The organism is Lacticaseibacillus porcinae (genome assembly GCF_003946305.1).
GTDB lineage: Bacteria > Bacillota > Bacilli > Lactobacillales > Lactobacillaceae > Lacticaseibacillus > Lacticaseibacillus porcinae.
Genome location: NZ_RHNS01000005.1, coordinates 47,737 through 69,709, shown reverse-complemented (window position 1 = coordinate 69,709; position 21,973 = coordinate 47,737). Strand labels below are relative to the sequence as shown.

Genomic DNA, 21,973 nt, shown 5'->3' with positions numbered 1-21,973 from the left:
GTGCTTTCTGTGAGTTTTCAAGGCGCACGTAAATTGCGCCGAGTGCTGAAGTCTAAGTCGCATCGGTATTCGCTAAACGCAGCTCAACGTTTGCTTAATGAGGCCGAACAGTATGCGGTCGATCATCAACTCAGTGAGTCGATTGTGATGGTGATTCATGGTGATGATGGCGAAAGTGTCTTTGTCGATCAGCTTGAGTTTGGAAAGCACCTTTCCTACATCAATAACTTGATTGCCGTGGTTCAACACACATTGTCGTCGGAGCTTTTCGCTGATTACCCGGCAGCCGATAAGAAAACATTCTTGGATCGGCTTGGTCAACAGCTACAAACTGAGAATAAGATTCAACTGACCGCCGATGCCACACCTGCGTTGAAACAAGAAGTACATCCTGAGGAGTCTTTGAGTGATTCAACGCAACTCGATGATCACTCAACCCAAAAGCAGGACTTTAAGGAGCGCATTGAAGAACCCGATCCGGCGCTGACAAAGGCTGAACCGGAATCAATTAGTGTACGGGAGAGAATCGAAAATTTCATAGACCCAGCTCCCACAAAAGCACCAGTCGTCAAGCCGGACCCAAGCGAAGCAAAGCCGCAACGTGTACCCAGTGAGCGTAACTGGCGACCAAGCGCAACGGTCATCCGACGGTGTTTCATGGTCGTGGGTGTATTGGTGGCTTGTTTCACCCTTTTTGTGGTCGGCCATAGTGTGCTGAGTAGCGCGAATCAACCGCCGACGTACTCGGAATTGATTGGCAAGAAGGAATATCTGGCCGCTGCCAAAGCATATCCGAATAAGCGGGCTGATATTGAGAGCAAGTTGGCATCTGTTGGCAGTGAAAAGACCTTGAAGAAGTTTGTTACGGCCTACCCGTCAAACGAGGGTAAGTTTGATCTGGCCTTTAAGCAAGCCAAGTATGCTCAAGTCGTTGATCTGTCTACTCAAGCAAAGATGACCACGCTTCGGAAGACAATGTTAGCCATCGCCTATGTGAAAACGAATCAACTTGATCAAGCCGCCATACTAAATGCGGATCTGAATAGCTCCAAGCTTACACTGGCAATCGCACTGGGATATGTCCATGCCGCACGCTTTGATGAGGCAACAGCACTCAACAAGACGCTGAACAATAAGTCCTTGGCGAAGGTCATCGAAACTGGTCGCATCTATCAGCAAGCAATTGAAAAGTATCAACATGACGCCAATGACAAGAAGAAATCCGCTGCTGAACGTAAGAGTGCAGCCACAAATATCCAGGCGTTTACACATCAGTTACAAACATTAGGAGAGTGATATAAATGGAACCTGAACAACAGGAGAATGAAGAGAAGCGCCGCAAGTGGCCACTAATCTTATTGTTCTCGGCGGTTGTGCTAGGTGGCGGCGGTTTGTTTGCGTACAATATTGCCAGCAATCAAGGCAGTTCGACCCCGGGTAAGATCCAAGTGCCGATCAAGACGCACACGAAAAAGAAAAGTTCACCTGACTCATTGATCGACTCAGCGACCAGGTCTTCCAAGCAAGAAAAGCAGTCGAAGCCTGCGGACGACCTAGTGGACTCTCTGTTGGGTGGCGACAGTGAGACGAGTGCTGCCGATGAAATTTTAAAAGCTATCATCAACCCAGCTGGCGCGGTGACCAACGCGGTTACCTCAGATACTACTAAGGAGTTTGTCGCCTTGGCGGCGAAGGCTTTAGCTGAAGATGATGACGATAAGGGAGAAAAGAGTGCCGATAAGACGACGGTTGCTGATGCTAAAACTAATGACGCTATTTTGACACCGCTTGATAACGTCATCGGAAATACCACTGACGATCAGTCTAACTTAGACAATACACTTGTGTTACCAAGGAATGGGGGAACGACCACCGGCTCAGAAACTACCGGCACAAATACTGGTGGCTCAGATACCGGTGGCAACTCCGTCCAAACGACACCGGTTAAAGTAGATTATGCTCCCGTGATCTTGGCTTTGGGATCAATGAAGTTCCATGCCCATCAAGGTAGTATCAATTATCTTAGTGGTGTGTTTGCGCGTGACGTTGAAGATGGAAATTTGATCAATGATGTTCACGTCGATACTTCAGGCGTTGACTCGAACACCCCTGGGACCTATTGGGTCAACTACTCAGTTACTGATAGTGCAGGCCACACGACTACCGTCAAGCGCGAAGCGGTGATCTATAATGACGCACCAGTGCTTGACGTGCCTCATGCTAAGACGTCGGTCGAAGTTGGCACCACGTTTAATGCGATGAGCGGCGTTTTGGCACGGGACTTTCAAGATGGCGACCTTTCAGATCGAGTGGCCGTCAGTGGCAGCGTCGATACGTCAAAGCCCGGCATCTATGACTTGATCTACCAGATTGCAGACAGCAACGGCGCGACTGCAATAGTCAAGCGGGAGGTCACCGTGTATGCCGATAAGCCAATGTTAGATGTTAGTAAGATCCCGTCTACAGTCAAGTTGGGTGAACCTGTACAGGTTCACGACGTTTCGGCAAGTAGCAAGTATGGCGACGTCAGCATTACGCTTGTCGGTGGTGTTGACTCCAATACTCCAGGCCCGTACAGGCTTACCTACACTGTTACCGACAAATTCGGGCAACAGACGACCGCAAGCACCACCGTTACCGTGCAAACCTCAGATACCCCAACGCCCCGTGATCCCGCCAAAGGGTCTGAGTCTTCCGCTTCGGCGGTTGACTCAGGCTCTACGGCGATTTCTCCAGCCGCTATGAAGTGATATGAATTTACGATTAAGCAGCGTCCCTAATGAGGCGCTATTTTCATTAGGAGGAAAAGTACATTATGCAGATGCAAAATACGATTTCGTTCATGGGCACCGTTGTCTCACAAGCGAAAGTCAGCGAAAGCAAAAATCGTAAGTATGTGCAGATTTATATGCAGAATACGCGTCACTACAATGACGGCAACATCCATACGGACTCAGCGCCAGTGCAATTTTCAGGAGGTTTAGCCGAACAGTTCCTTGAAGAAATCAACAATGGTCATTTAGGCCAAGGCACCGTTGTTTTGATCAACGGCTGCTGGTCGTCCAATTCTTACCAAACGGATGATGGCAACGCACGCACCAGCTATCGGATTCAAGCGTTTGATTACTACATCTTGGCGGATGGTGCAGATGAAGCGCCTGTTCCTCGTCAGGCGCAACAACGTAGTGCCCAATCACGCCAAGAAACACAAGCTCAGCAGCCGCCAGTGCCAGATTTAAGCTTCGGACGGTCTCCTTACGATGATCCGTATCGGTCACGGGGCTAGGAGACAGTTATGGAAGACTTGATTATTTTGGAGTCGGTGATTGGACCGCAAATCACCGGCATGGACTGTGAGACTGGGGATCATGTGATTACCGTGGTAACACGGGAACGCGCATGGGAGCTGCAAGCCATGCTTGATGACGCTGATGATCGGTTGCAACAAACTGTCACTGATGATGAGTCGGATGAAGACTTTACGCCAGTGCTGACGAAGTCTGAATTTTTCCGGAAGGAGGTTTAGCTATGGCTCAAAAGAAATATCCCAAGAAAAGTCCAGAGGAATTGCAAAAAGAGATCAAGGATTTGATGACCAATGCCATTCCGCAGATTCGGATGGATTCGATGTCGCCTAAGGATCGCTTAGAGTTTCTGAACTTTATGGCCACCCAATACAACTACTCGGTCCGCAATACTGCTTTGATCCGCTCGCAGTACGAAGATGCCTTATACGTCGCGCCATACAAGACATGGTCGGATAAAGGGCTACATGTCAAACGTGGTGAGCATGGTCTCAAGATTTTGGTGCCAGTGTCGTACAAACGGTATTTGGATGATGAAGCTAAAGCCTTTGTGTCCTACTCCAAGCTTAGTGCGGTTACGAAAGAAAAGGTAGCCGCCAAGGATCCCAGTGTGCCGACGCAATCAGGGACGTACTTCAGGTTGGGCAGCGTTTTTGACATTACTCAGACCAACGCTAAAGCCGCAGACTACCCCAAGATTTTTCCCAATCGGCCTTTCGAGTTTCCCGACGAACATCCAGAAGCCATTAATCGACTGATTGCGGCATTGCGTGACGAAGCCAGTCAACTTGGCGCGCCAGTAACAAACTCCACAACGACTCGCTTTCCAACGGTCACTGGCAAGCTTGGTGCAGCCAAAGGTGCCGCAATCAGCACACCAGATGGCCAACCTGTCGAGATTTTTATGAAGCAGGGGCTGGGCAAGGAGGAGTACGCGGCAACACTGGTTCACGAGATTGCTCATGTTCGGCTGCATAACTCTGAGAGTAAAGACGTGTCAAAATTCTGGGATACTCACGATGTACTGGGCGAAACCTATCGCGGGATCAAAGAGTTGCAAGCGGAGATGACCAGCTATGTTGTCTGCAAGTCCATGGGGATCAACACCTTTGAAAGAGCAAAACCGTATATTGCTGGTTGGACCGATCAATTCACAGCGGTTGATGGCACGCCTGAGCAGCAACAAGCAGCAATCATGAATGACATTCAGCGTGGCGCTCACGCCATCATCAATGACGTTTCGGCATCTATGGAAAAGTCTCAGGATCAACACCAAGAACAAAATCAAGGACCAGAGCAGGCACAGCCAATCCAGCGGGAAAGCAAACCTGTAAAGGTTAAGCAATCCGTTCAAGCGACGATGGGGCGGTGATCTTGATGAAAGCCATAAAGACTGTTACTGCGCTTTCTGCGGGCACCTTGAGCAATCGGGTCAGTGATACATTATATGAACTTGAGTCCGCAGGTATGGACGTCTTAGGCCTGGTCTCAGCAGGGAACCTGGTGCATACGGTCGTCATTACTTACGATGATAATCAATCGTGGGACGCACGCGTGGCAGCATACAATCGGCGCCACAATAAGATCCATAAGGTGACTCAGTTAGTATGTGTCTTTATTCTCCTGGTCGCAGCCATCTGGATCGCATCGAATCAGAAGGGAGAATTGCCAGTTGGCCAGCCATATCAAGTGATTGCGACGATCGCACTGCTGGCCGCCGGCATGGCCTTCGTCGATCTAATCAGCGTCATGCTGAAGCTCAGCGTTACGAATCTCGCATTGTACCTGATTGGCAGTTACGTTGGTGGCGGCCTTCTTCAGCGGATTATGCCAGGGCTAAAGGGCTGGCTGAGCTTGATTATTGCCGTTGCGACAGTGACCACGCTGGTTTTTGGTATCCAAGAAGGGATTGCGGACGTGCAGGACGCCTGGCATCGCATTCGTCTTAAGAAGACTCAACGCCGGTAGAAGTTATCAATGCAGTATATGTGCGCTAGAAATTCTGGTAGAATGTATTTTGGTGAGGAAAGGCCGGACGGTGGCTAGCTGCTTTCGAAAGAAGGGAGTGATGCCTATGAGCCTTTGTTGTAGTCATTGCTCTGAAAGGAGCAAGCATGAGTGTCTATCAGACGCTTTCCTTGATGATCGCCTTTGCGGTGTTAATCGTGGAAATCATGAAAAACGACAACAAAAAATAACCGTCCTGCTTCCCGGCGATGACGGTTATTGAAAAGTAACTTGATTTAGCTGGCTACCGGAGAGATCCGGCCTTGCCTACACCGGCGGCGCTGAATAAGTGTCGTCGGTGTTTTACTACAGCTACATTATAGCGCACTCACGATCAGTGCGGCAATATCTATCCACGGTTTTGAGTTAGAACTTTTCTTGAGCAGTCAGACAGTCCCTTTGTCTGGCTGCTTTTTTCGTGAAATTAATTAAAAAGAGGTGATTGGTTCGATGAATACGCCATTTAAACAATGGAAGAAAATTCTTGCCGATCCTAAGATGATTGCGACTGTTGGTGTACTCAGCTTCTTAGCCGTATACATGTTCGCTAACCTGGTGACGCACGTCATCTATTATTTCGGAACGATGGCACATAGCCTGATTAAGGCAGGGCCTAAGAATATCGGCAACGCGCAGTTGATGCACTTTCCTTGGCGGCAAGTATTCAGCCTGAAAAGTCTATTTGTGCCACTGACGACGCCGGCGCTTTTGTTGATCCCTTTGGCGATAGCGTTGTTGTTTTGGCTGTGGAAAGTGCCGATGAAGCTTTATCAGATGCGGATCGCCTACCGTGACATTAACACTGGATCAATGGGGACCGCACGCTTTGCAGAACCGGAAGAACTAGCGACAGAAAGTGTGGCGATTCCGCTTGACGATAGTTTGTATGAAGGGTATCCGGGGACACCGCAACTGCATATTCCTCTGGATCAGGCCGATGCGTTGTCTTTGACGATTCCAAAGACCTACACCATGAAGCCTGCGCAAGCGGCAATCGGGTTTGATGCGATTGCCGCACGTAAGCAGCGCGAAGGTGTTGAACTCGTTGAAAATAACCGAGATTCCCAACCTGAGCATGGGTATGACCTGGTTGACCGTAACAAGACCAACACCGCGGCAGTCGCGGGGACGCAATCAGGGAAGACTCAAGCTTTCACTTATCCTAAGTTGGATCTGATCATGCGCGCAATGATCAAAGAATCGGTGATCGTAACCGATCTGAAGGCGGATATGGTCAAGAACACGAAAGCTGAGTTTGAGCATCATGGCTGGGACGTGAAGATCCTAAATTTGATCACGCCAGAGTATTCGATGGGCTACAACCCACTAGAATTGGTCAAAATCGCTTACTGGAAACAAGATTATGATGAGGCCCAGCGCCTGTGCAACACACTCAGTTATTCGATCTTCCACAACGATCAAAACCATTCGGATCCGATGTGGGAGGAAGCGTCGATTGCGTTGTGTAATGCCTTGATTTTAGCAGTTTGCCGAGTCTGTTATAAGGCGGACACACCAGAACGGGTCACGATGTATACCGTTTCTGTCATGCTCAATGAGCTGGGGACTAATCCTGATGAAAACGGAACCACGGCGTTAGATAAGTTCTTTAGCAGCTTGGCGATCAATGATCCGGCCAAGCTGCAATATGGCACGATTACCTTCTCTCAAGGGATTACCCGATCTGGGATTTACACCGGTGCCATGGCGAAGCTGAAGAACTTCACCTTGAATTCAATTGCGCGGCTGACGTCGCATAGTGATATGGATATCGCTCAATTGGCGACTGGTGAGAAGCCGATCGCCTTGTTTATCTGCTATCCAGACTATGACGACTCCAATTATATGATCGTCTCTACATTCCTGTCGCAGATTTCCTATGTCCTGTCGAAGTTGGCCACGATGTCTAGGGATTCTGCCTTACCGCGGCGGGTCCTGAACCTCTATGAGGAAGTTTCCAACATTCCAGCGATTTACGGCCTATCGCGATCAATGAACGTCGGGCTGCAGCGAGGTATCTTGTATGACCTGGTCTTTCAATCGATTCCGCAACTGCAAGACAAGTACGGCGAACGCGGCGCCGAAGCAATCCTTGATGCCTGTGGTAATAAGCTTTGTATCCTCCCTGAAGGCAAACATGATCCTGAGTATTTTGCATCGTTGTTAGGTAAGAAGACCATCATCGCGCCGTCGCGGCATGGCGATCCGCTGAGTTTGGATAAGTCCTACGGCGAAAGCGAGCAGGCGCGGGACTTAATGACCGCTGAAGAACTACGTCAGATGCGTAAGGGTGAGTGGGTTTTGATCCGCGCCAAGCAGCGCCAGGATCTTAAGGGCCAAAACGTCACGGCGTGGCCCGTATTTGCAGACTCGACCAAAGGTTACGGCATGCCGTTTGCCTATGAGTATCTGGGTGATCGTTTCAATCATCCGCAGACTTTTGAACAGTTGAATGGCAATAAGCGCTCAATTCATGCCGATCTTGATTTGAGTGAGCTTGTCATCAATCGTGAGGAGTTTGGCTTGGCACCAGAAGTTGAAGGGGCGAAGAACTCTAAAAAGCCGACCAAGAAGGAAGCTGAACCTAAGGAGTTTTATGTTCATACATCAGAAAATTTGGAACTCAAAGTCACACAGCAGTCTGATGGCACTCGCAACATCGATGTTGTGAAGGCTGCACCGCATAAAAAGACAGTTGTAGACCCGTTTGCAGGCCTTAAGTCTGCATCAAAAGGAAAGGAGCGTAGCACTGTGAACCCTAATGTTACTAGCGAAATTAAAGAGGATCTTCGATCAATCGAAGAAGCTTTCACGAAGGGCCAGCTTGAGATGCTACACAGCATTGTGGAGCACCACATGCCCATTGATCGGCAAATGATTTTTATGTCATATGAAACAGTCGGCGAGATGAAGGTGTTTTTGATCAAAAATCGGGATCTATTGCCGGAAGCGTATCGACAACTGAAGCCTCTGTTTCAGATCAAGGAAGAAGAACTGCAGGTGAAATTAATTGAATAACACATCAATCAATAGGGGCTACAACCCTCTGGAACCAATTAGGGTTGCCTATTGGAACAAGAATTATGATGAAGCGCTGCAACGTTGTCACGCGCTGAGCTACTCTATTTTCCACCAGGATTTTCGACCGAATCCACTGTGGGAAGAAGCGGCAATCTCGCTTTGTAACGCCTTAATTTTGGAGGTGTGTCGGGCGTGTTACGCAGCGAAGACTCCTGAGCTTGTGACGATGCATACCGTTTCAGACATGCTCTGCGAATTGGGATCCTATTCCGATGAAAGCGGGGCCACCGCCTTGGACAAGCTTTTCGGCGACTTGGCAACCGATGACCTTGCAAGACGTCAATATGAGAATATCACGGTCACACAAGGACCCGTTCGATTGATTGTCTACACCACAACGCTGGCAGGGTTGCAGGCCTTTGGACGAGGTGATGCTGATCTAGCAACTTCAGTGCAACCGGATAGGATCAAAAATGTTGAAATGTGACTGCGTTGCGCTTGTTATTCAAGCGGCTGCCAAAAGAATCGTAGGTGAAATTAATTGAGTGACACACAAATTATCGCAGTCCTAAGAGCCTATGCAGACTACCTGCATGTCACCAACTTTGTTTCTGATGGGTTGCGATGGATCGGATACATGATCATCTATGGCCTCACCACAATCGTCAATGGACTTTCTAGTATCTTTGCATACATGTACAAGTTACTAGACTTCTGGGGCTATGCACCATTTCAAAGATTTCTCAAGACGTATGATCCTGTTATCTGGGCTTTAGCCACGATTGGACTGCTCTGGGCAGGCCTGATGATGATGCACAATAAGCGCGTGGATTATCACGAGAAAGGCAATAACTTTTTGGTGGCGGTGCTACTGTTCTTTGGATTGACATTTCTCATGACCCAAGGGACGAAGCTGATCACTGATGGTGCGGAACAGGCCATGGTGAATACGCCATCCGCTGTGTCTATCTATCAAGGCAATATCACCGACGTCTACATGTTAGATAAGGCCGGTTGGAAGACGAGCGGTGGTAAGGCAAAGCTACCCAGAACTACTAACCAAATCAAGAATATGGAAGACATCAAACTGTTAAGTATCAACGAAAAAGTTGATACGGGCGGCTGGTTTGGCGGTTCTAAGGCTAGCGACGACGGGACTAAGATTCTGTCTAAGCAGCTGTCTATGAACGCTGACGGTAAATGGGAACTGCACAACATGCAAGGGGCTTTCAAGATCGATGATAACTACTATCGATACTCCTGGCATCCGTGGATCCTAGCCGCGAACCTTCTATTATATTTGATCACGGTAGCAATCGTTATTTTTAAACTGGTCAAAATCATTATGGAAATCAACTTCATTGGGTTATTAGCTCAGGGTGCTGCCCTCACTGACTTTGACTCCGGCAAGCGCAACCGCCAGATAATTGCCAAGCTCCGCGATTCGTTTGTGGTCGCATTTCTACTGTGTGTAATTCTACAGTTCTATGCGCAGTTTTTGAGCTTTATCACACAGGCGGGTGTTGGCGGCGTCGCGCGCGTCTTTGCGATGATCGGCGCCTTCCTATTTGTGCTCGACGGCCCGAATATCATCCAGTCAGTCTTTGGCATCGATGCTGGACTATCTTCGATGGCACAAACCATGACCAACGTTATGCTTTTGGCGCGTGGTGCTGGTAATACGACCAAATCTGCGTTGAATGCAACCAAGAAGCTTGGTGGTGCGGCAAAAGGGCTCGCTGGTAAAGGGCTAGTTGCGGGGTCAGCACTCGCCGGTTTTGGCGCTGGTTTGACCAAGAAACCGGAATTACCGGGCGACAAGCTGAATGGTGGCGCACCGGTGGGTATGGCGGCTAAGAAGCCAGAACTTGATCCAACGAAAGCTGAAGGATCCGATCAAAAACAAGCTACTAGCGGCCCAGCTACAGCTACTCAGACCAACGGCGTTCCAACGAGTGCATCCTCAACAGCCACTGCGCAACCAAATGTTAGCGATAAGGGTCAGGCAGCACCAATCTCGGATACTGCTGCTGACAACGGTAATAATCCCGCTAACGCCGGTTTAGAAGCCAGTGACGGTTCGCTTGGTACAGGGGCAAACGGGAATGGTACTGAAGAACCAGCCATGTCAGCACCTGATTTGCCAGCACAAGCGGACATCGGGGCAGGTAGCGTTAGCTCCTTGGGTGGGTTGGGCACAACGGCCGATCCGACTAGTGGTGACGCTACGGCGCCACAGTTGCAACAAGACGTTGCCAATACCGATGTTGGACTCGGGAACGGACAAGATTACTCCGCGCCCGATGTTGCGGCGCCAGAAATGCCACAGGCTGCTAAGGATTTAGTTGGTAGCAAGCTTCAACCGGCCCAAGTTGGCCAAGCGTCCCAGCTTGGCACGAACGCTGGATCAGCGCCATCGTTAGGTACATCAGCCGCACGACAAGCGCTCGGTTATGGGGTGAGTCCTGCACACACTGTGCCAGACATGAGCAGTGATGAAGCTGTTCCAGTCGGTGCCGCTGGTATTCCTCAAGGGAGTCAAACCGCGATGTCAGGTGCGGCCGCACAACCAAGCTTGGGTGGCACTCAGTCGCAACCGACTCAACAGCGGCCACAGACACTTGGTGGAGGGCACACCACTACTAGTTACGAGGTCCCACATGTTTCCACACAATCCATGCCGCGCGCAACGGCTAGTGCAGTTCAGGCTGGACAAACGGCGATTTTGAATGATCAACATGCCGCCTTAGACGCACAACATCAATTTGATACGACGGCTAACCAAACGCTTGGCACAGTGATTTCCAATCGACTGACCGACGTCAATATCGGGGCGCACCAGACCCTGGCTAAGTCACCGACCGTTACGGCAGTACGGCGGGCATATCGTGTTGGTCAGACCACCGGCCAAGGCTTGCGTCAAGGCAAAAATCTGAAATAGGAGGCGATTAGATGTATCACAATATCCAGTTTTCAAAAAAGATGATGATGAAGGCACAGTATTCAAAGAACCTCACGATTGCAGATTTCATCGTGATCTTGGTAGCATCGGGGATCTCCTGGCTGCTATTCACTCGTTTTGTCTCACCGTTTCTACAAGCCCTAGCTCCAATTGAAACAGCGGCAATCACGTATTTGATGCTGTCGCCATCTAGTGTTTACGACAAGAAAAATTACCAGGTACTGATGCAGATCGTCCGTAAATCGCGTCGGACGTACCATGCGATCCAACGGCCAGTCTACCAATTCCACGAGGAGAAAGAAGGTGCTCGCCATGGCCGGATTTAATGCGCTCGATCGACGCAAGGAACGTGACCAGCGGACTAAGACTGATGAACGTAAGCAGCGCGGAAAGATCACTGCAATCTTGCCGATCGTCGGTATTAGCAAGCAAGGCTATATCATTCTCAAGAGTGGCCTGTCTACTTACTACGCCGACGTCATGAAGCCTGAAAAGCATGACTTAGACCGACTGACTCTGCAAGAGGCTGATGCGATTGAGAATGGTTCATGGCGGTTTATGCGGCAGTACACGCATTCGGTCAAAGAAATCTTCTTGAACTTTCCAGAAAACAACGACGTGCAGCAGCAATATTTCCGGCACTTGATCAAGACCACTACCGACCCATTCCGGGTTGAGCAGTTGGAAAAGGAGCTTTACAACCTCCAATACCTTGAGCAGCATTATCGCAAGTTGTCCAGTTGGATCATGTTGTTTGGCACGACGCCTAAACAGCTTGAGGCCAATATTGAAGATGCTAAAGCGAAGGGCGCGGTCTATGGCTTTCAACCGACGACGATCGCAGAAAAGCAACTGATGTATCGGCTGATGAATAATCCGGGGGTGGATACCAGTGAAGAAGAACAATAGTAAGGTGATCGACGACGGGTTCGTCTATCAGATCCAACCAGCAGGCGGACTAGATACCAAGAGCGAGTACTTCGTGCGGCTGGGCAGCGTCTTTATGGCCTGTGTGCATGTCTATGAGATCCCCGACACCTTCAGCGATTTTTGGCTTAAAAAGCTGACGGCGGTGCATGGTGCAACAGCGGTGGTGGACTATTACACTAATCCCAAGATTAACTATGCCAAGCAAATTTCAAGCTCAATTTCCGAACTTGAGATTCAACGACATCGTGCCTATTCGACGACAGAAAGCGACCTGATCGATCAAGAATTGTTACCGCTGCGGCAGTTGTCCGTAGAGCTTAATAAACAAGGCGAGGTGATCAAGCAGGTCAGCATGCGCATCTACCTCTACGCGGATTCTGTGGATCACTTGAACCGTAAAGTCAACGATGTGATCTCTGATCTGGCGACTGATGGCTACGGCGCGACGGTCTTTTTGGATGAGAACGCCGACGAATACAAGTCGATGTTCTTGCCGATTGTCGAACAGTCGCGCTTACCTAGCGGACGCACAGGTTTACCGTTAAGCGGGCAGGTCATGGGACTGGGCTACGCGCATAATCAAACCTCCTTGAGTGATCCGTATGGCTCGTACTTCGGTTATACGCCAACTGGCGGGACGGTCTATTGGGACATGTTTCGTGTCACTAACACGCGGACGTATTACAATACATTTCTCTCAGGAGACTTGGGAAGTGGCAAGTCCACTAGCCTCAAGAAAATCCTATGGGAGCGGGCCATTCGCGGTGATCTAGTACGAGTGTTTGATCGGACGGGTGAGTTTGCGACGCTGGTGCGGAAGTTCAAAGGCACGGTGATCAACCTTGATGGATCTGACGGTATCATCAATATGTTTCAGGTCTACCCAACCCAATATGACGAAAAGACCTCTGATACGGATGTCATTGCATCGTATCGGGCCCACATTGGGGGCTTGGCGATTAAGTATCGGTTGTTAGATCGAGATGCCGATGAACGCACAGCCAATGCCTTTTCACAGTTGTGCGATCGATACTACAAGCAGCACCACTATCTTGATCCAGACCGGCCACCGGTGACGGCTTTGACAGCCACGGAGTACCCGACACTTTCAGACATTGTGGCGTTCATTCAGAATGCCTCCACCAAGGGTCTCTATCCAGAAATGACACGTTATTATGAGTCGATTTTGTTGTCACTGGGTCAACTGAAGTCAACCTTTGGTGATCTCTTTGACGGATATTCGAGCTTCCCAGACTTGAGCGATTTACAAGTGGTTTCGTATCAACTGAGCACGATCGACGCTATGCAAGACTCCATCCAAGACTTGCAGATTTATAACGCAATCATCGACTCATATAACAACTGCATGCGCCTTGGCCGCGCTCAAAAGAAAGCCTACGACGCGCGTGAAAAAGACCTGATCGATGTGCAGCACTGGTTGATGATCATTGACGAATGCCACACAATCTTGAACACAGATAAGTCTTTCGTCGCAGATTTCTTTGTCAAATTAATGTCTGAAGACCGCAAGATGTTTGGGTCGATTGTCTTGGCCACGCAGCGCTTGGAGCGGATGTTTCCAAGCGGTGCCAATGTGTCCGATAAGGGTATGGTTAAGGCGGTCAACGCACTGAATCAGTTGTACTCACTCTGCCAGTATAAGGTGCTAATGAAGCACGATGTTTCGACGATCAAGACCAAAGAAAATCCGGGGATCCTCCGGTCACTGTTCGGTAATATGATGACGGAACAGGACTTCGCTAGCTTGCCTGACTTCGGAAAAGGCGAGGCGTACTTGTTGATCGGCACCGATAAGCTGCACATGAATTTCCAAGTCACAGACGAAGAATTGAGGACGTTTGAAGGTGGTGCTTGATGGATTCACATCATGAAAAGCAGGCACTGAAGAACGCCCTTTTAGTTCGCCGATTTGTCGCATGGACTGGTCTTCCGGCAATCATGACGGCTGTGGGGCTATTGCTGGTGACGGTCTTTACGGTTGGCATTTTGTCGATGTTTCTTAGTCAATCGAGCACCGATAGCAGCGATGTTGCCACCAACGGTGAATACGATCCACAGCTCATAAAAATTGCCGCAACCGCGATGAATGCGGATCCCAGCGATGAGTTTATCAAGAACCTAGAAGCTGTTATCCAAAATGAATCAGGCGGCAACGCTGCCGTTATTCAGCAGGTTCAAGACATGAATTCCGGTGGTAACGAGGCGGCGGGTATCCTCCAGTACACGGCAGGAACATTCGCAAATTACGCGCTGGAAGGACACACCAACAGGCTTAATGCCCTGGATCAACTGCTTGCCTTTTTCAATAACTCTGATTGGAAATCATCGATCGGCTGGACAACAATCTTAGGTGTCAGAAAAATGGAATGGCTGCACTCAGGACCTCAAGGATCGCCACGATTTAAGTCGGTGCCTGGCAAAATTGATTTGTCTGGCATCGACCAATCGGAGCTAACCGGTCAATATAAACTCAACACTGCTGGTAACACATATCCAAAAGGTCAATGCACCTGGTTCGCTAAAGCGCGTAGCGGCTGGGCCGGTAATGGCTGGGGCAATGGTTGTCAATGGGGCACGTCGGCAGCAGCTGCGGGCTTCACTGTGAACCGAACTCCTGCGGCTGGCACGGTCGTTGTTTTTGCGGCGGGGCAGATGGTTGGGACGTGGCGAGCTGATCCACAGTATGGGCACGTCGCCTACGTGGAAGCATACAATCGCAGCGCTGGAACCATCAAAATTTCTCAAGGTGGTACGGGTTTTCCGTCATCAACTGGGCCGAACTATCAGACTCTCAGTAATGTTTCGTCATACGTTTATATCCATAAAAAATGAGGTGATCAAGTGAATTTTAGAATCGATAATTTAGGACGGACCGCTTTAATTAGCTATGCCATCCTCGCAACTGTCTTGGCGGTTGTGATGGGTGGCTGCTGGTATCGTGTTTCACAGCAAACACCACGAGTTGTGACGAAAACGCGCGTGGTGAAGCAGAAAGAGCGGGCTGCACCGAGTAACAATTCGGCCGCAGAATCAGCGGCCAAGGCGGCTCAAAAGTCTGCCGAAGCCGAGCTCTCCTCTTACAAGTCAAGTGAACAGAAGCTCAAGAATACGGCCATCCAGTACGCCAAAATTCTCCAGAACTATTCACCGAGCGTGACCGCAAAGCGGGCTGCATTGAAGAAGGTGGCGACCCCAGAACAAGTCGATCAACTGGCACCGACTACCGCGACTGCGGGGACTCAGACGAAGGCGACGGCCTATGAGATCGAGTGGAATACCATTACTGCGATGATCCAACCCGGAGCCGGCAAGGATGCGTTGGTAAGTGTCCACATGACGTACTCTTACTCATACGATAGCAGTCACACTCAATACTCAAGTGTGCTACTGGCACGCTTTGATCGAGGACTGGTGAGACATAGTCAAATGTTCACCGCCGTCACCGATCAGGCCGGTAACGATCAGTAAAGGAAGGAGGAGTACTGGTGGATGTTGAAGAAAAACATGTCCAGATTTTGGACCGCAATAAAGCCGAGTGGCGCTTTAAGAAGCTGTTTGGTTGGATCTTGGCGGCGATCGGTGTGACGCTGGTCTTGTTCGTTGTCTTCCCCAAAAATATCAACGAGTCGGGGCTTACCACGGGTAAGTCCTTTGTGATGGGCGAGAACACTTTCATCTATGCCAATGCTAAACGTTACAATAATCAAACGTACCGTCTGGGTTTTTATGTTAGCGACAATCAGCTTGATCCGCTGGCTACGGTTCGTTCAAAGGTTCGCACCAGGGGTCACGAAAATGGCGAGATCCTGTCGTCAACTTTGACTCAAGTGAGTCCAGACTATTATGTCGTGACGGTCAAACAAGTTCCCAAAAAGCAAGCTCTTCTCTACGTTGTGATCGGTGATAAGAAGACAACGGGTAGCGGCTTGGAGGCGGCCAATAGCCAAGCCTTGTTAGTTCAAAAGGCAAAGGACGCTGGTTCCTACAAGCGGCCAACAACGCATCAGCTTCAACAAGAGTATCTTGCCTACATGGTGCAATACTACTCGAAAAAGATCCAGACACTGAAGCACAAGGTGGCCAAGAACAAGGCCAACATTGCTACGCTCAGGAAGACCTTGGCGAAGCAAAACCAGTCGTTGGATCTTCAAACTGGGTCTCAGAAGTCTGACACCAAGAGTAAGATCGCGCAGACGAAATCTACCATTAAGCAGCATCAAACTACGGCGACGAAAACTCGCAAAGCAATCACTAGCGCCCGTCAGGCACGAACAAATTATACCGAAAAGCTGGATTGAACCCCCGAAATTGTTGGTGCCAAGAATGCCGATTTTAGGGCACAAATCAAGAAATTGGGTGCACAACTCATTGAATACTGGGCACAAAGGGAATTTTTCCTTGTGCCCTAAAGCCTGAATCTTAGGCACTTGGGTCACGAATGTGACCCCTTTGGAAAACCCACCGCACTGCGGTGTAACCCATATTTGGGTTCAGTTTTCCCTTATGCTCATCTACTAAAAGTCCAAAATTCGGCCCCTGTCGATATTTTGGACTTGAAGGGTGAGTGTTGTGATCCGGTCTGTTGGGTCATGGCACTCACCCTTCACTTAGTTTTGAACTTGGTTTTCGGTCTCGAAGTTAGAAACTTCAAGGCCGATTTTTTGAATTGACGCGCTTGTAGAACTCGAACAAAGGAGGTTGATCTGGTTGGTAGTCGATATTCATATCAAAGGCGTGGCAGATGCGGATGCCGCCATCATTAAGCAGTTGGCAGATGCAAAAGGTATGACGCGAAACAAGTACCTAGCGCGGCTGATTCATCAGCACGCGCGTGACTATTATGTGGAAGGCGAGCTGAATGACTTGAGCGAACTTGCACAGCAGTCCCAGGTTGTGATCCAGTGCAACACAGAGGTACTCAACGCACTGTTAGATTCATTGGGAATTGAAAGGGAGTGATGACGTTGCATGAACGCCGAGTCTTATATCTAGATTCACCTGAGTCGGGTGAGTATGGCTGGAAGTATATCGATCAGTACATGGCGGATCATCAGTGCAAGAACCGAGGCGAGGCCGTCGAAGGACTACTTCGCGAGCATCAAGAAATGCAAAACGAGCTGTTAGGAAATCGAGCTTTAGCCCGGCAGGTCGCAACAGAAATCAAGCAATTGATCGATCCAATCCGCTTGCGGACAGGATCAACTGAGCGCACCGTCGCAATGTTCCGTGAGTTGTTAAATGGATTCCTTGTGCTTCATGGTATGGAGGAACAGTTTCCGGTGACTGACGTGCAAAGCAACGCGATTATGCGCGCCGACGAGAAGATTGCCGACCAGATCAAGGCACAGCAAGTCTATCGGAACAGTGACAAGTACAAGCGTATGAAGGGCGGCGAATGATTGTGAGCAGTAGTCCAGGGATTGTTTCAGTCATGCGCTTTGAGCGACCAGGCGACGAGCACTTCTCCGGTTATATCAACTACATCAACCGCTCCGATGCGATGCGTTCTAAGCACTTCAAGGATTGGAATGCCGTCAACTATGATGGCTACAACCACTACATGGAGAACCCTGAGAAGAGCACTGGGATCTTCACCGCGGGTAGAGACCAACTCGATCTTGATGCACGGAAGCAGTTGCGGCAATCGTTTGAAAAGGCTGAGCATAATGGGTCGGTCATGTGGCAGACAGTCGTGAGTTTTGACAACACGTTCCTAGCTGAACATGGCATCTACAATCTGCAAACCCAAGAGGTGGATCAACAAAAGCTTCGCACCGCGATTCGTACCGGTATGGCTAAGCTGCTCACCAATGAAGGACTCACGGCTTCGGCGCTTTGGTCGGCGTCGATTCATCTCAACACTGATAACATTCATGTTCATATCGCAACGGTCGAGCCTGATCCGCAGCGAGAGCTTATGGCATTTGAACGCGATGGCAAGGTAATTCAGGAGCGCAAAGGCTACCTGAGGGCTGGGACGCTCAGCAAGTTTAAGTCCGCTGTCGCTAATGAAATGTTGAATCGTGATCCATCGCTTGCAAAGATTTCTAGTCTGATTCGAGACCGCTTGCCAGCTCATCAGGAGCTTTGGTGTGATCTCCCGGATCGGCAACTGATGAACTATTACAAGCAGATTTATAGCAAGCTACCTGACGATCGGCGGCAGTGGCGCTATAACATGAATGGCATGAAAATCTTGCGCCCGTTACTTGACGGTTTCGCCAGTCGGTACATGCAGCTTTACCACAAAACGGAGCTAGAAGCGTTCGACTCGCAGTTGATGACTCAGGTGAATTTCCGTGAATTTCTCTACGGCAAAGGTCAGCCGGGTAAGGAAGAGAACCGGGCGCAAGATTACTATGACCACAAGTATGATGAACTCTTTGCGCGTATGGGAAACTCAGTGCTGAAAGAAATGTTGGCGCAGGATCGGTGGAATCAATACAAGCAAGACGACTCCAAGACGGGTGCTACTAATCTACCAGAACGTTCACCTGCTGGTGGCGCACCAAATCATGGCATCCTGTCTTCGCTGAAGGCAATCAAGAACCTTTTTCGTGGCGACGTGCAGCAACACTTGTTGAATAAGAAAGCACATGATCGTAGCGCTGCTGAGGAAGAAAGCAAGCGCAACACTCAAAACCAAGACTTATATCGTTAAGCGCGGCCTTTATGGTCGTGCTTTTTTGGAGGTGATCTATGTGTCATGGATGGAAGATTTTAAGCGTGCCAAGTCAGCATCAATCGTAGATGTTGTCCAGCGTAACGGCATCAACATAGAACAGGAAAGTACAAGCAACTGGCGTGGAATCGAACACGACTCCTTTGTAGTCAATGCGAGGGAGAATACGTTCTACTGGAACTCGCGGCAGCAGCATGGCGATCCGATCGACTTCATGATGAATGTCGTTGGCGTTGAGTCAATGCAAGCCGCAGTGAAGCTGCTGAATGATCCTAGCCTGTCGCGCGCAGAGATTGGACAACGCAAAACGGAACCTTTCCAATACAACACTCGCAATAGCAAAGACTTCACACGCGCCAACGACTATCTAACAATCGCGCGCGGATTAAACCCGCAGTTAATTGCGACGTTGCATCAGAAAGGGTTCTTGCAACAGAACCAAAATGGCGACGTGGTGTTTGTCTGGGCCAAGAGCGGTCGGCGTGTTGGCGCGGCTACGCAAGGGACAACGATTGACTATGATGAAAACGGACGTCGTGGGACAATCAAGCGAATTATGAAGAACTCGGAGCAAGACTTCGGGTTCAATTTTTCGATTGGCAAGCCGGATCGGCTGTTGGTGTTTGAAGCACCGATCGACGCGCTGTCCTACCTCTCAACTCACCCTGAGACCAACAATTCCATGTTCCTTTCAATGGACGGCTTGAAGCCGGTAACTGTGATTAAAGGGATCCAATACATGTATGAGCTGACCGGCAATGTGCCAAACAGTATTGGCTTTGGCGTGGACAACGATCCCGCCGGACATACGTTCTTTGATCGGATGATGAAGGATCATCAATTCGTGGTTCAGGAAACCGGCGAGGTTTTGCCGTATTTCAATCTGATGCCACATGATCGTCAGATTCCACAAGATCGAGAAAGGGTACTACGCGATGTTGCCAATACTGTGGGCGTTGATTGGCGTGACCTGGCAGCTATTGAAAAAGCTGAAACCAACTTCAACAGTAAACGTGAACTTGGCAATGGCTTTGGATTCCAGAGTGGATTCATCAATGGCGCAGACAACATTGATCAACCCTACACAGGCACTCAGTATGCGGATCGGGCGACCGAGATCGCAACGCAAATGAATTCAGTGACGGAAGTGGAAACACCAGATTTTGAACTGTTGATCCGTCGCTTACAACCTGGCATGATCGAAGACGTTCGAGGACAACTTGCGGGAAAAATCAGTAGCTATGCTCAGCAATTTAAGCAGGGATATGAACCCACAACGCACCCGATCAAGGACTGGAATGATGATTTGAAAGCCATGCGAGCCGAGTCGCTGTCGGCAGCGTTAGGACGCCACGCATACGCTAATGATGAACAACAGATGGTTGTTGATCGTACGTCGAACAGTGATGGGACAATGCACTATCAGGCCGTCAACCGGTTCGACCAGACAATCGGATTTTTCGAGGCCGATTCTCCGCAAGAAATGGCTTATCTTATCAAGACCTATGGATACAACGCTGTCGATAAGCAAGACGAACGTGGCATGGGAGCTGAAGTTGAACAGACTCCGCTCAGGAGCAAGGCGCAGCCGCGCCAGCAAGGTTCTCCAACACAACGAGCGTTGGCTAGATGATCACAGTGGAAGGCGGCGGGATAGACACGAGCAGCGACGTGTGCGGGTGGTTTTTCCCGTGCCGTCGCAATAACGTTGTCTTTACCGAAGCCTTGCTACGGCGAACAACGTTGCAGTGCCGCGTGGGCGGGCCAGGCGCCCCCACGGCACCCGGCTGGAACGGCCGGCCACGCTGAGCCGCCCCGCGCACAATCAATGCTGGAAAAATCAAAGGAGACGATCGGGGCTTATGCTCCAATCGTCTCCTATTTGCATTGGTCTAATTGTTGATGATATGATCCATTTCACGGCGGTTTTCACTAACACGGATAATCGCTAGGATTGCCCGGCGTTTAGCGGTAACCGTCTTGAATGACAAGGCGTGGTGTAGATCGGTGGTCACTAGGTGGTAACCTGAATGCGTGCGTGTTGACCAAGACACGGGGTATAGAACGTAGTAGCGTTGCCCGTGTTCGTCTTCTTGATACATGAGTGCCATTGGCTCGAAGACCAGCGCACTGACTGCGGGGTTATCCCAATGAAGCGGATAGCAGAAAACGGGTCTGTGTGATTGAAGCTCTCTGTTGTCGAAGATGTTTTGCTCAATCAATGCTAGCGGGTAGTCATCATCGAAACGCTCATAACATGCCATATTGATGCCCTCCTTGTTTAGTTGGCGAATTGTCGTATTGTCAGTATGTTGGCCTTTAATTGCATTTCTAGTCCTGCAAAAGTATGGGTGTCGTGGTCATAGTATTGGGCTAAATACCAGAGCCCGGCTTGTACTTCATCGCTTCGTTTAAGGGCTAACCAAGTTGGTGCGACATATAAGCCAAAGTCGCTCATAATCTGGTCGGTCATGGCTAGAAACCGTTCGCGTTGACCAAAGACCCGAATTTCCCATGAGTACTGATGTACGGTTAATATCGTTTGGGTCATGTTACCGCCTCCTAAGCTAATAACCCGACACGGTCTTTGGGTGCTGTAAGCCGTTCTTCTAGACTACCAAGTAATATCTGATCGTCGGCGGTTTTGAGCGGGCCACAGCTCTCATTGATTAGTTGCACCGCTTCTAGCGCCCGTGCACGGTTGTAATGCGGTAGCATGTTAGCTAAGTCAATCATGACAGATCGCGTCGGGCTGTACCGATAGTTTTCAAGTTCCAGCCAGCATTCAGGCTCTGTGTGATGGAAGGCTAAGTTAGCGGCGTAATTCATTCGTGCCAATTGGGTAATGGTTTGTTCCAAGATGTTAACGTTGGTCGTGCCAAGTAACCGGAATTGGTGGCATTGAACGTATACACCTAATGCGTCGAACACTTCACGCGTCACTGGAAAGATTGCTTCGATGTCATTCATGGTATTGTCTCCTTTGAGTTATCCACAGTGTGTGGAACGTTGAGTTGAAAAAAGTGCCGATTACTTGTAAGCTGA

At 49.5% G+C, this 21,973-nt stretch carries 23 protein-coding genes; 20 read left to right on the top strand and 3 right to left on the bottom strand.

All coding sequences use genetic code 11. The features are described from left to right. From EKM92_RS06295 to EKM92_RS06205, 20 genes are all read left to right on the top strand, one after another. The gene (locus EKM92_RS06295) at positions 1 to 1,296 is read left to right on the top strand and encodes a hypothetical protein (RefSeq protein ID WP_125709016.1); all 1,296 of its coding nucleotides are present in this window, start codon (positions 1 to 3) and stop codon (positions 1,294 to 1,296) included. Between the two features lie 5 nt (positions 1,297 to 1,301). Further along, on the top strand, positions 1,302 to 2,750 hold the full coding sequence (locus EKM92_RS06290; protein ID WP_125709014.1) for an immunoglobulin-like domain-containing protein: 1,449 nt from the start codon (positions 1,302 to 1,304) through the stop codon (positions 2,748 to 2,750). A gap of 65 nt (positions 2,751 to 2,815) precedes the next feature. Beyond that, positions 2,816 to 3,286, top strand: a complete 471-nt coding sequence (locus EKM92_RS06285) for a single-stranded DNA-binding protein (RefSeq protein WP_125709012.1) — start codon at positions 2,816 to 2,818, stop codon at positions 3,284 to 3,286. Positions 3,287 to 3,295: 9 nt separating this feature from the next. Next, positions 3,296 to 3,526, top strand: coding sequence for a hypothetical protein (locus EKM92_RS06280; protein WP_125709010.1), 231 nt, complete (start codon positions 3,296 to 3,298; stop codon positions 3,524 to 3,526). 2 nt (positions 3,527 to 3,528) lie between these two features. Beyond that, complete coding sequence (locus EKM92_RS06275) at positions 3,529 to 4,677, top strand: ArdC family protein (protein ID WP_125709009.1); 1,149 nt, start codon at positions 3,529 to 3,531, stop codon at positions 4,675 to 4,677. A 5-nt stretch (positions 4,678 to 4,682) separates the two neighbouring features. Continuing rightward, positions 4,683 to 5,273 (top strand): hypothetical protein, encoded by a 591-nt coding sequence (locus tag EKM92_RS06270; protein WP_125709206.1) that lies wholly within the window; start codon positions 4,683 to 4,685, stop codon positions 5,271 to 5,273. Positions 5,274 to 5,419: 146 nt separating this feature from the next. Beyond that, entirely contained in the window at positions 5,420 to 5,503 is an 84-nt protein-coding gene (locus EKM92_RS13735; RefSeq protein ID WP_225420736.1) for a putative holin-like toxin, read from the top strand. Between the two features lie 259 nt (positions 5,504 to 5,762). Continuing rightward, positions 5,763 to 8,330, top strand: coding sequence for a VirD4-like conjugal transfer protein, CD1115 family (locus EKM92_RS06265; RefSeq protein ID WP_125709007.1), 2,568 nt, complete (start codon positions 5,763 to 5,765; stop codon positions 8,328 to 8,330). Continuing rightward, the gene (locus EKM92_RS06260) at positions 8,323 to 8,820 is read left to right on the top strand and encodes a type IV secretory system conjugative DNA transfer family protein (RefSeq protein ID WP_125709005.1); all 498 of its coding nucleotides are present in this window, start codon (positions 8,323 to 8,325) and stop codon (positions 8,818 to 8,820) included. The genes EKM92_RS06265 and EKM92_RS06260 overlap by 8 nt, the downstream gene beginning before the upstream one ends. A 54-nt stretch (positions 8,821 to 8,874) precedes the next feature. After that, positions 8,875 to 11,274 carry a pLS20_p028 family conjugation system transmembrane protein gene (locus tag EKM92_RS06255; protein WP_225420731.1) on the top strand — a complete coding sequence of 800 codons (2,400 nt, stop codon included), beginning with the start codon at positions 8,875 to 8,877 and terminating at the stop codon, positions 11,272 to 11,274. An 11-nt stretch (positions 11,275 to 11,285) separates the two neighbouring features. Further along, entirely contained in the window at positions 11,286 to 11,621 is a 336-nt protein-coding gene (locus tag EKM92_RS06250) for a hypothetical protein (protein ID WP_125709003.1), read from the top strand. Next, positions 11,608 to 12,204 carry a hypothetical protein gene (locus EKM92_RS06245; protein ID WP_125709001.1) on the top strand — a complete coding sequence of 199 codons (597 nt, stop codon included), beginning with the start codon at positions 11,608 to 11,610 and terminating at the stop codon, positions 12,202 to 12,204. Before EKM92_RS06250 ends, EKM92_RS06245 begins: the two co-directional genes overlap by 14 nt. After that, the gene (locus tag EKM92_RS06240) at positions 12,188 to 14,101 is read left to right on the top strand and encodes an ATP-binding protein (protein WP_125708999.1); all 1,914 of its coding nucleotides are present in this window, start codon (positions 12,188 to 12,190) and stop codon (positions 14,099 to 14,101) included. The genes EKM92_RS06245 and EKM92_RS06240 overlap by 17 nt, the downstream gene beginning before the upstream one ends. Continuing rightward, positions 14,101 to 15,078 (top strand): CHAP domain-containing protein, encoded by a 978-nt coding sequence (locus EKM92_RS06235; protein WP_125708996.1) that lies wholly within the window; start codon positions 14,101 to 14,103, stop codon positions 15,076 to 15,078. The genes EKM92_RS06240 and EKM92_RS06235 overlap by 1 nt, the downstream gene beginning before the upstream one ends. Positions 15,079 to 15,087: 9 nt before the next feature. Further along, positions 15,088 to 15,714, top strand: coding sequence for a hypothetical protein (locus EKM92_RS06230; protein ID WP_225420730.1), 627 nt, complete (start codon positions 15,088 to 15,090; stop codon positions 15,712 to 15,714). 17 nt (positions 15,715 to 15,731) lie between these two features. After that, a complete protein-coding gene (locus EKM92_RS06225; RefSeq protein WP_125708994.1) occupies positions 15,732 to 16,544 on the top strand; it encodes an ABC transporter ATP-binding protein in 813 nt (270 codons plus the stop codon). 409 nt (positions 16,545 to 16,953) lie between these two features. After that, entirely contained in the window at positions 16,954 to 17,205 is a 252-nt protein-coding gene (locus EKM92_RS06220; RefSeq protein WP_225420729.1) for a hypothetical protein, read from the top strand. Then, a complete protein-coding gene (locus EKM92_RS06215) occupies positions 17,205 to 17,645 on the top strand; it encodes a hypothetical protein (protein WP_125708990.1) in 441 nt (146 codons plus the stop codon). Before EKM92_RS06220 ends, EKM92_RS06215 begins: the two co-directional genes overlap by 1 nt. Then, positions 17,642 to 18,907 (top strand): MobP2 family relaxase, encoded by a 1,266-nt coding sequence (gene mobP2, locus EKM92_RS06210; RefSeq protein WP_125708988.1) that lies wholly within the window; start codon positions 17,642 to 17,644, stop codon positions 18,905 to 18,907. The genes EKM92_RS06215 and mobP2 overlap by 4 nt, the downstream gene beginning before the upstream one ends. After that, positions 18,843 to 20,561: a DUF3991 domain-containing protein gene (locus tag EKM92_RS06205; protein ID WP_225420728.1), complete on the top strand. Its 1,719-nt coding sequence runs from the start codon at positions 18,843 to 18,845 to the stop codon at positions 20,559 to 20,561. Before mobP2 ends, EKM92_RS06205 begins: the two co-directional genes overlap by 65 nt. 259 nt (positions 20,562 to 20,820) lie before the next feature. On the opposite strand, the gene EKM92_RS06200 is transcribed toward EKM92_RS06205, so the two are convergent. The 3 genes from EKM92_RS06200 to EKM92_RS06190 are packed head-to-tail and all read right to left on the bottom strand — an operon-like array spanning position 20,821 to position 21,898. After that, complete coding sequence (locus EKM92_RS06200; protein WP_125708986.1) at positions 20,821 to 21,192, bottom strand: hypothetical protein; 372 nt, start codon at positions 21,190 to 21,192, stop codon at positions 20,821 to 20,823. A gap of 17 nt (positions 21,193 to 21,209) precedes the next feature. Further along, a complete protein-coding gene (locus tag EKM92_RS06195) occupies positions 21,210 to 21,479 on the bottom strand; it encodes a hypothetical protein (protein ID WP_125708984.1) in 270 nt (89 codons plus the stop codon). 11 nt (positions 21,480 to 21,490) lie between these two features. Further along, entirely contained in the window at positions 21,491 to 21,898 is a 408-nt protein-coding gene (locus EKM92_RS06190; RefSeq protein WP_125708982.1) for a hypothetical protein, read from the bottom strand. Between the last annotated feature and the right edge of the window lie 75 nt (positions 21,899 to 21,973).

Coding starts and splice junctions, on each gene's coding strand:
- EKM92_RS06290 (WP_125709014.1), top strand. CDS start 1,302: ATGGAACCTGAACAACAGGAGAATGAAGAGAAGCGCCGCAAGTGGCCA.
- EKM92_RS06285 (WP_125709012.1), top strand. CDS start 2,816: ATGCAGATGCAAAATACGATTTCGTTCATGGGCACCGTTGTCTCACAA.
- EKM92_RS06280 (WP_125709010.1), top strand. CDS start 3,296: ATGGAAGACTTGATTATTTTGGAGTCGGTGATTGGACCGCAAATCACC.
- EKM92_RS06275 (WP_125709009.1), top strand. CDS start 3,529: ATGGCTCAAAAGAAATATCCCAAGAAAAGTCCAGAGGAATTGCAAAAA.
- EKM92_RS06270 (WP_125709206.1), top strand. CDS start 4,683: ATGAAAGCCATAAAGACTGTTACTGCGCTTTCTGCGGGCACCTTGAGC.
- EKM92_RS13735 (WP_225420736.1), top strand. CDS start 5,420: ATGAGTGTCTATCAGACGCTTTCCTTGATGATCGCCTTTGCGGTGTTA.
- EKM92_RS06265 (WP_125709007.1), top strand. CDS start 5,763: ATGAATACGCCATTTAAACAATGGAAGAAAATTCTTGCCGATCCTAAG.
- EKM92_RS06250 (WP_125709003.1), top strand. CDS start 11,286: ATGTATCACAATATCCAGTTTTCAAAAAAGATGATGATGAAGGCACAG.
- EKM92_RS06245 (WP_125709001.1), top strand. CDS start 11,608: ATGGCCGGATTTAATGCGCTCGATCGACGCAAGGAACGTGACCAGCGG.
- EKM92_RS06235 (WP_125708996.1), top strand. CDS start 14,101: ATGGATTCACATCATGAAAAGCAGGCACTGAAGAACGCCCTTTTAGTT.
- EKM92_RS06215 (WP_125708990.1), top strand. CDS start 17,205: ATGACGTTGCATGAACGCCGAGTCTTATATCTAGATTCACCTGAGTCG.
- mobP2 (WP_125708988.1), top strand. CDS start 17,642: ATGATTGTGAGCAGTAGTCCAGGGATTGTTTCAGTCATGCGCTTTGAG.
- EKM92_RS06205 (WP_225420728.1), top strand. CDS start 18,843: ATGATCGTAGCGCTGCTGAGGAAGAAAGCAAGCGCAACACTCAAAACC.
- EKM92_RS06200 (WP_125708986.1), bottom strand. CDS start 21,192: ATGGCATGTTATGAGCGTTTCGATGATGACTACCCGCTAGCATTGATT.
- EKM92_RS06195 (WP_125708984.1), bottom strand. CDS start 21,479: ATGACCCAAACGATATTAACCGTACATCAGTACTCATGGGAAATTCGG.
- EKM92_RS06190 (WP_125708982.1), bottom strand. CDS start 21,898: ATGAATGACATCGAAGCAATCTTTCCAGTGACGCGTGAAGTGTTCGAC.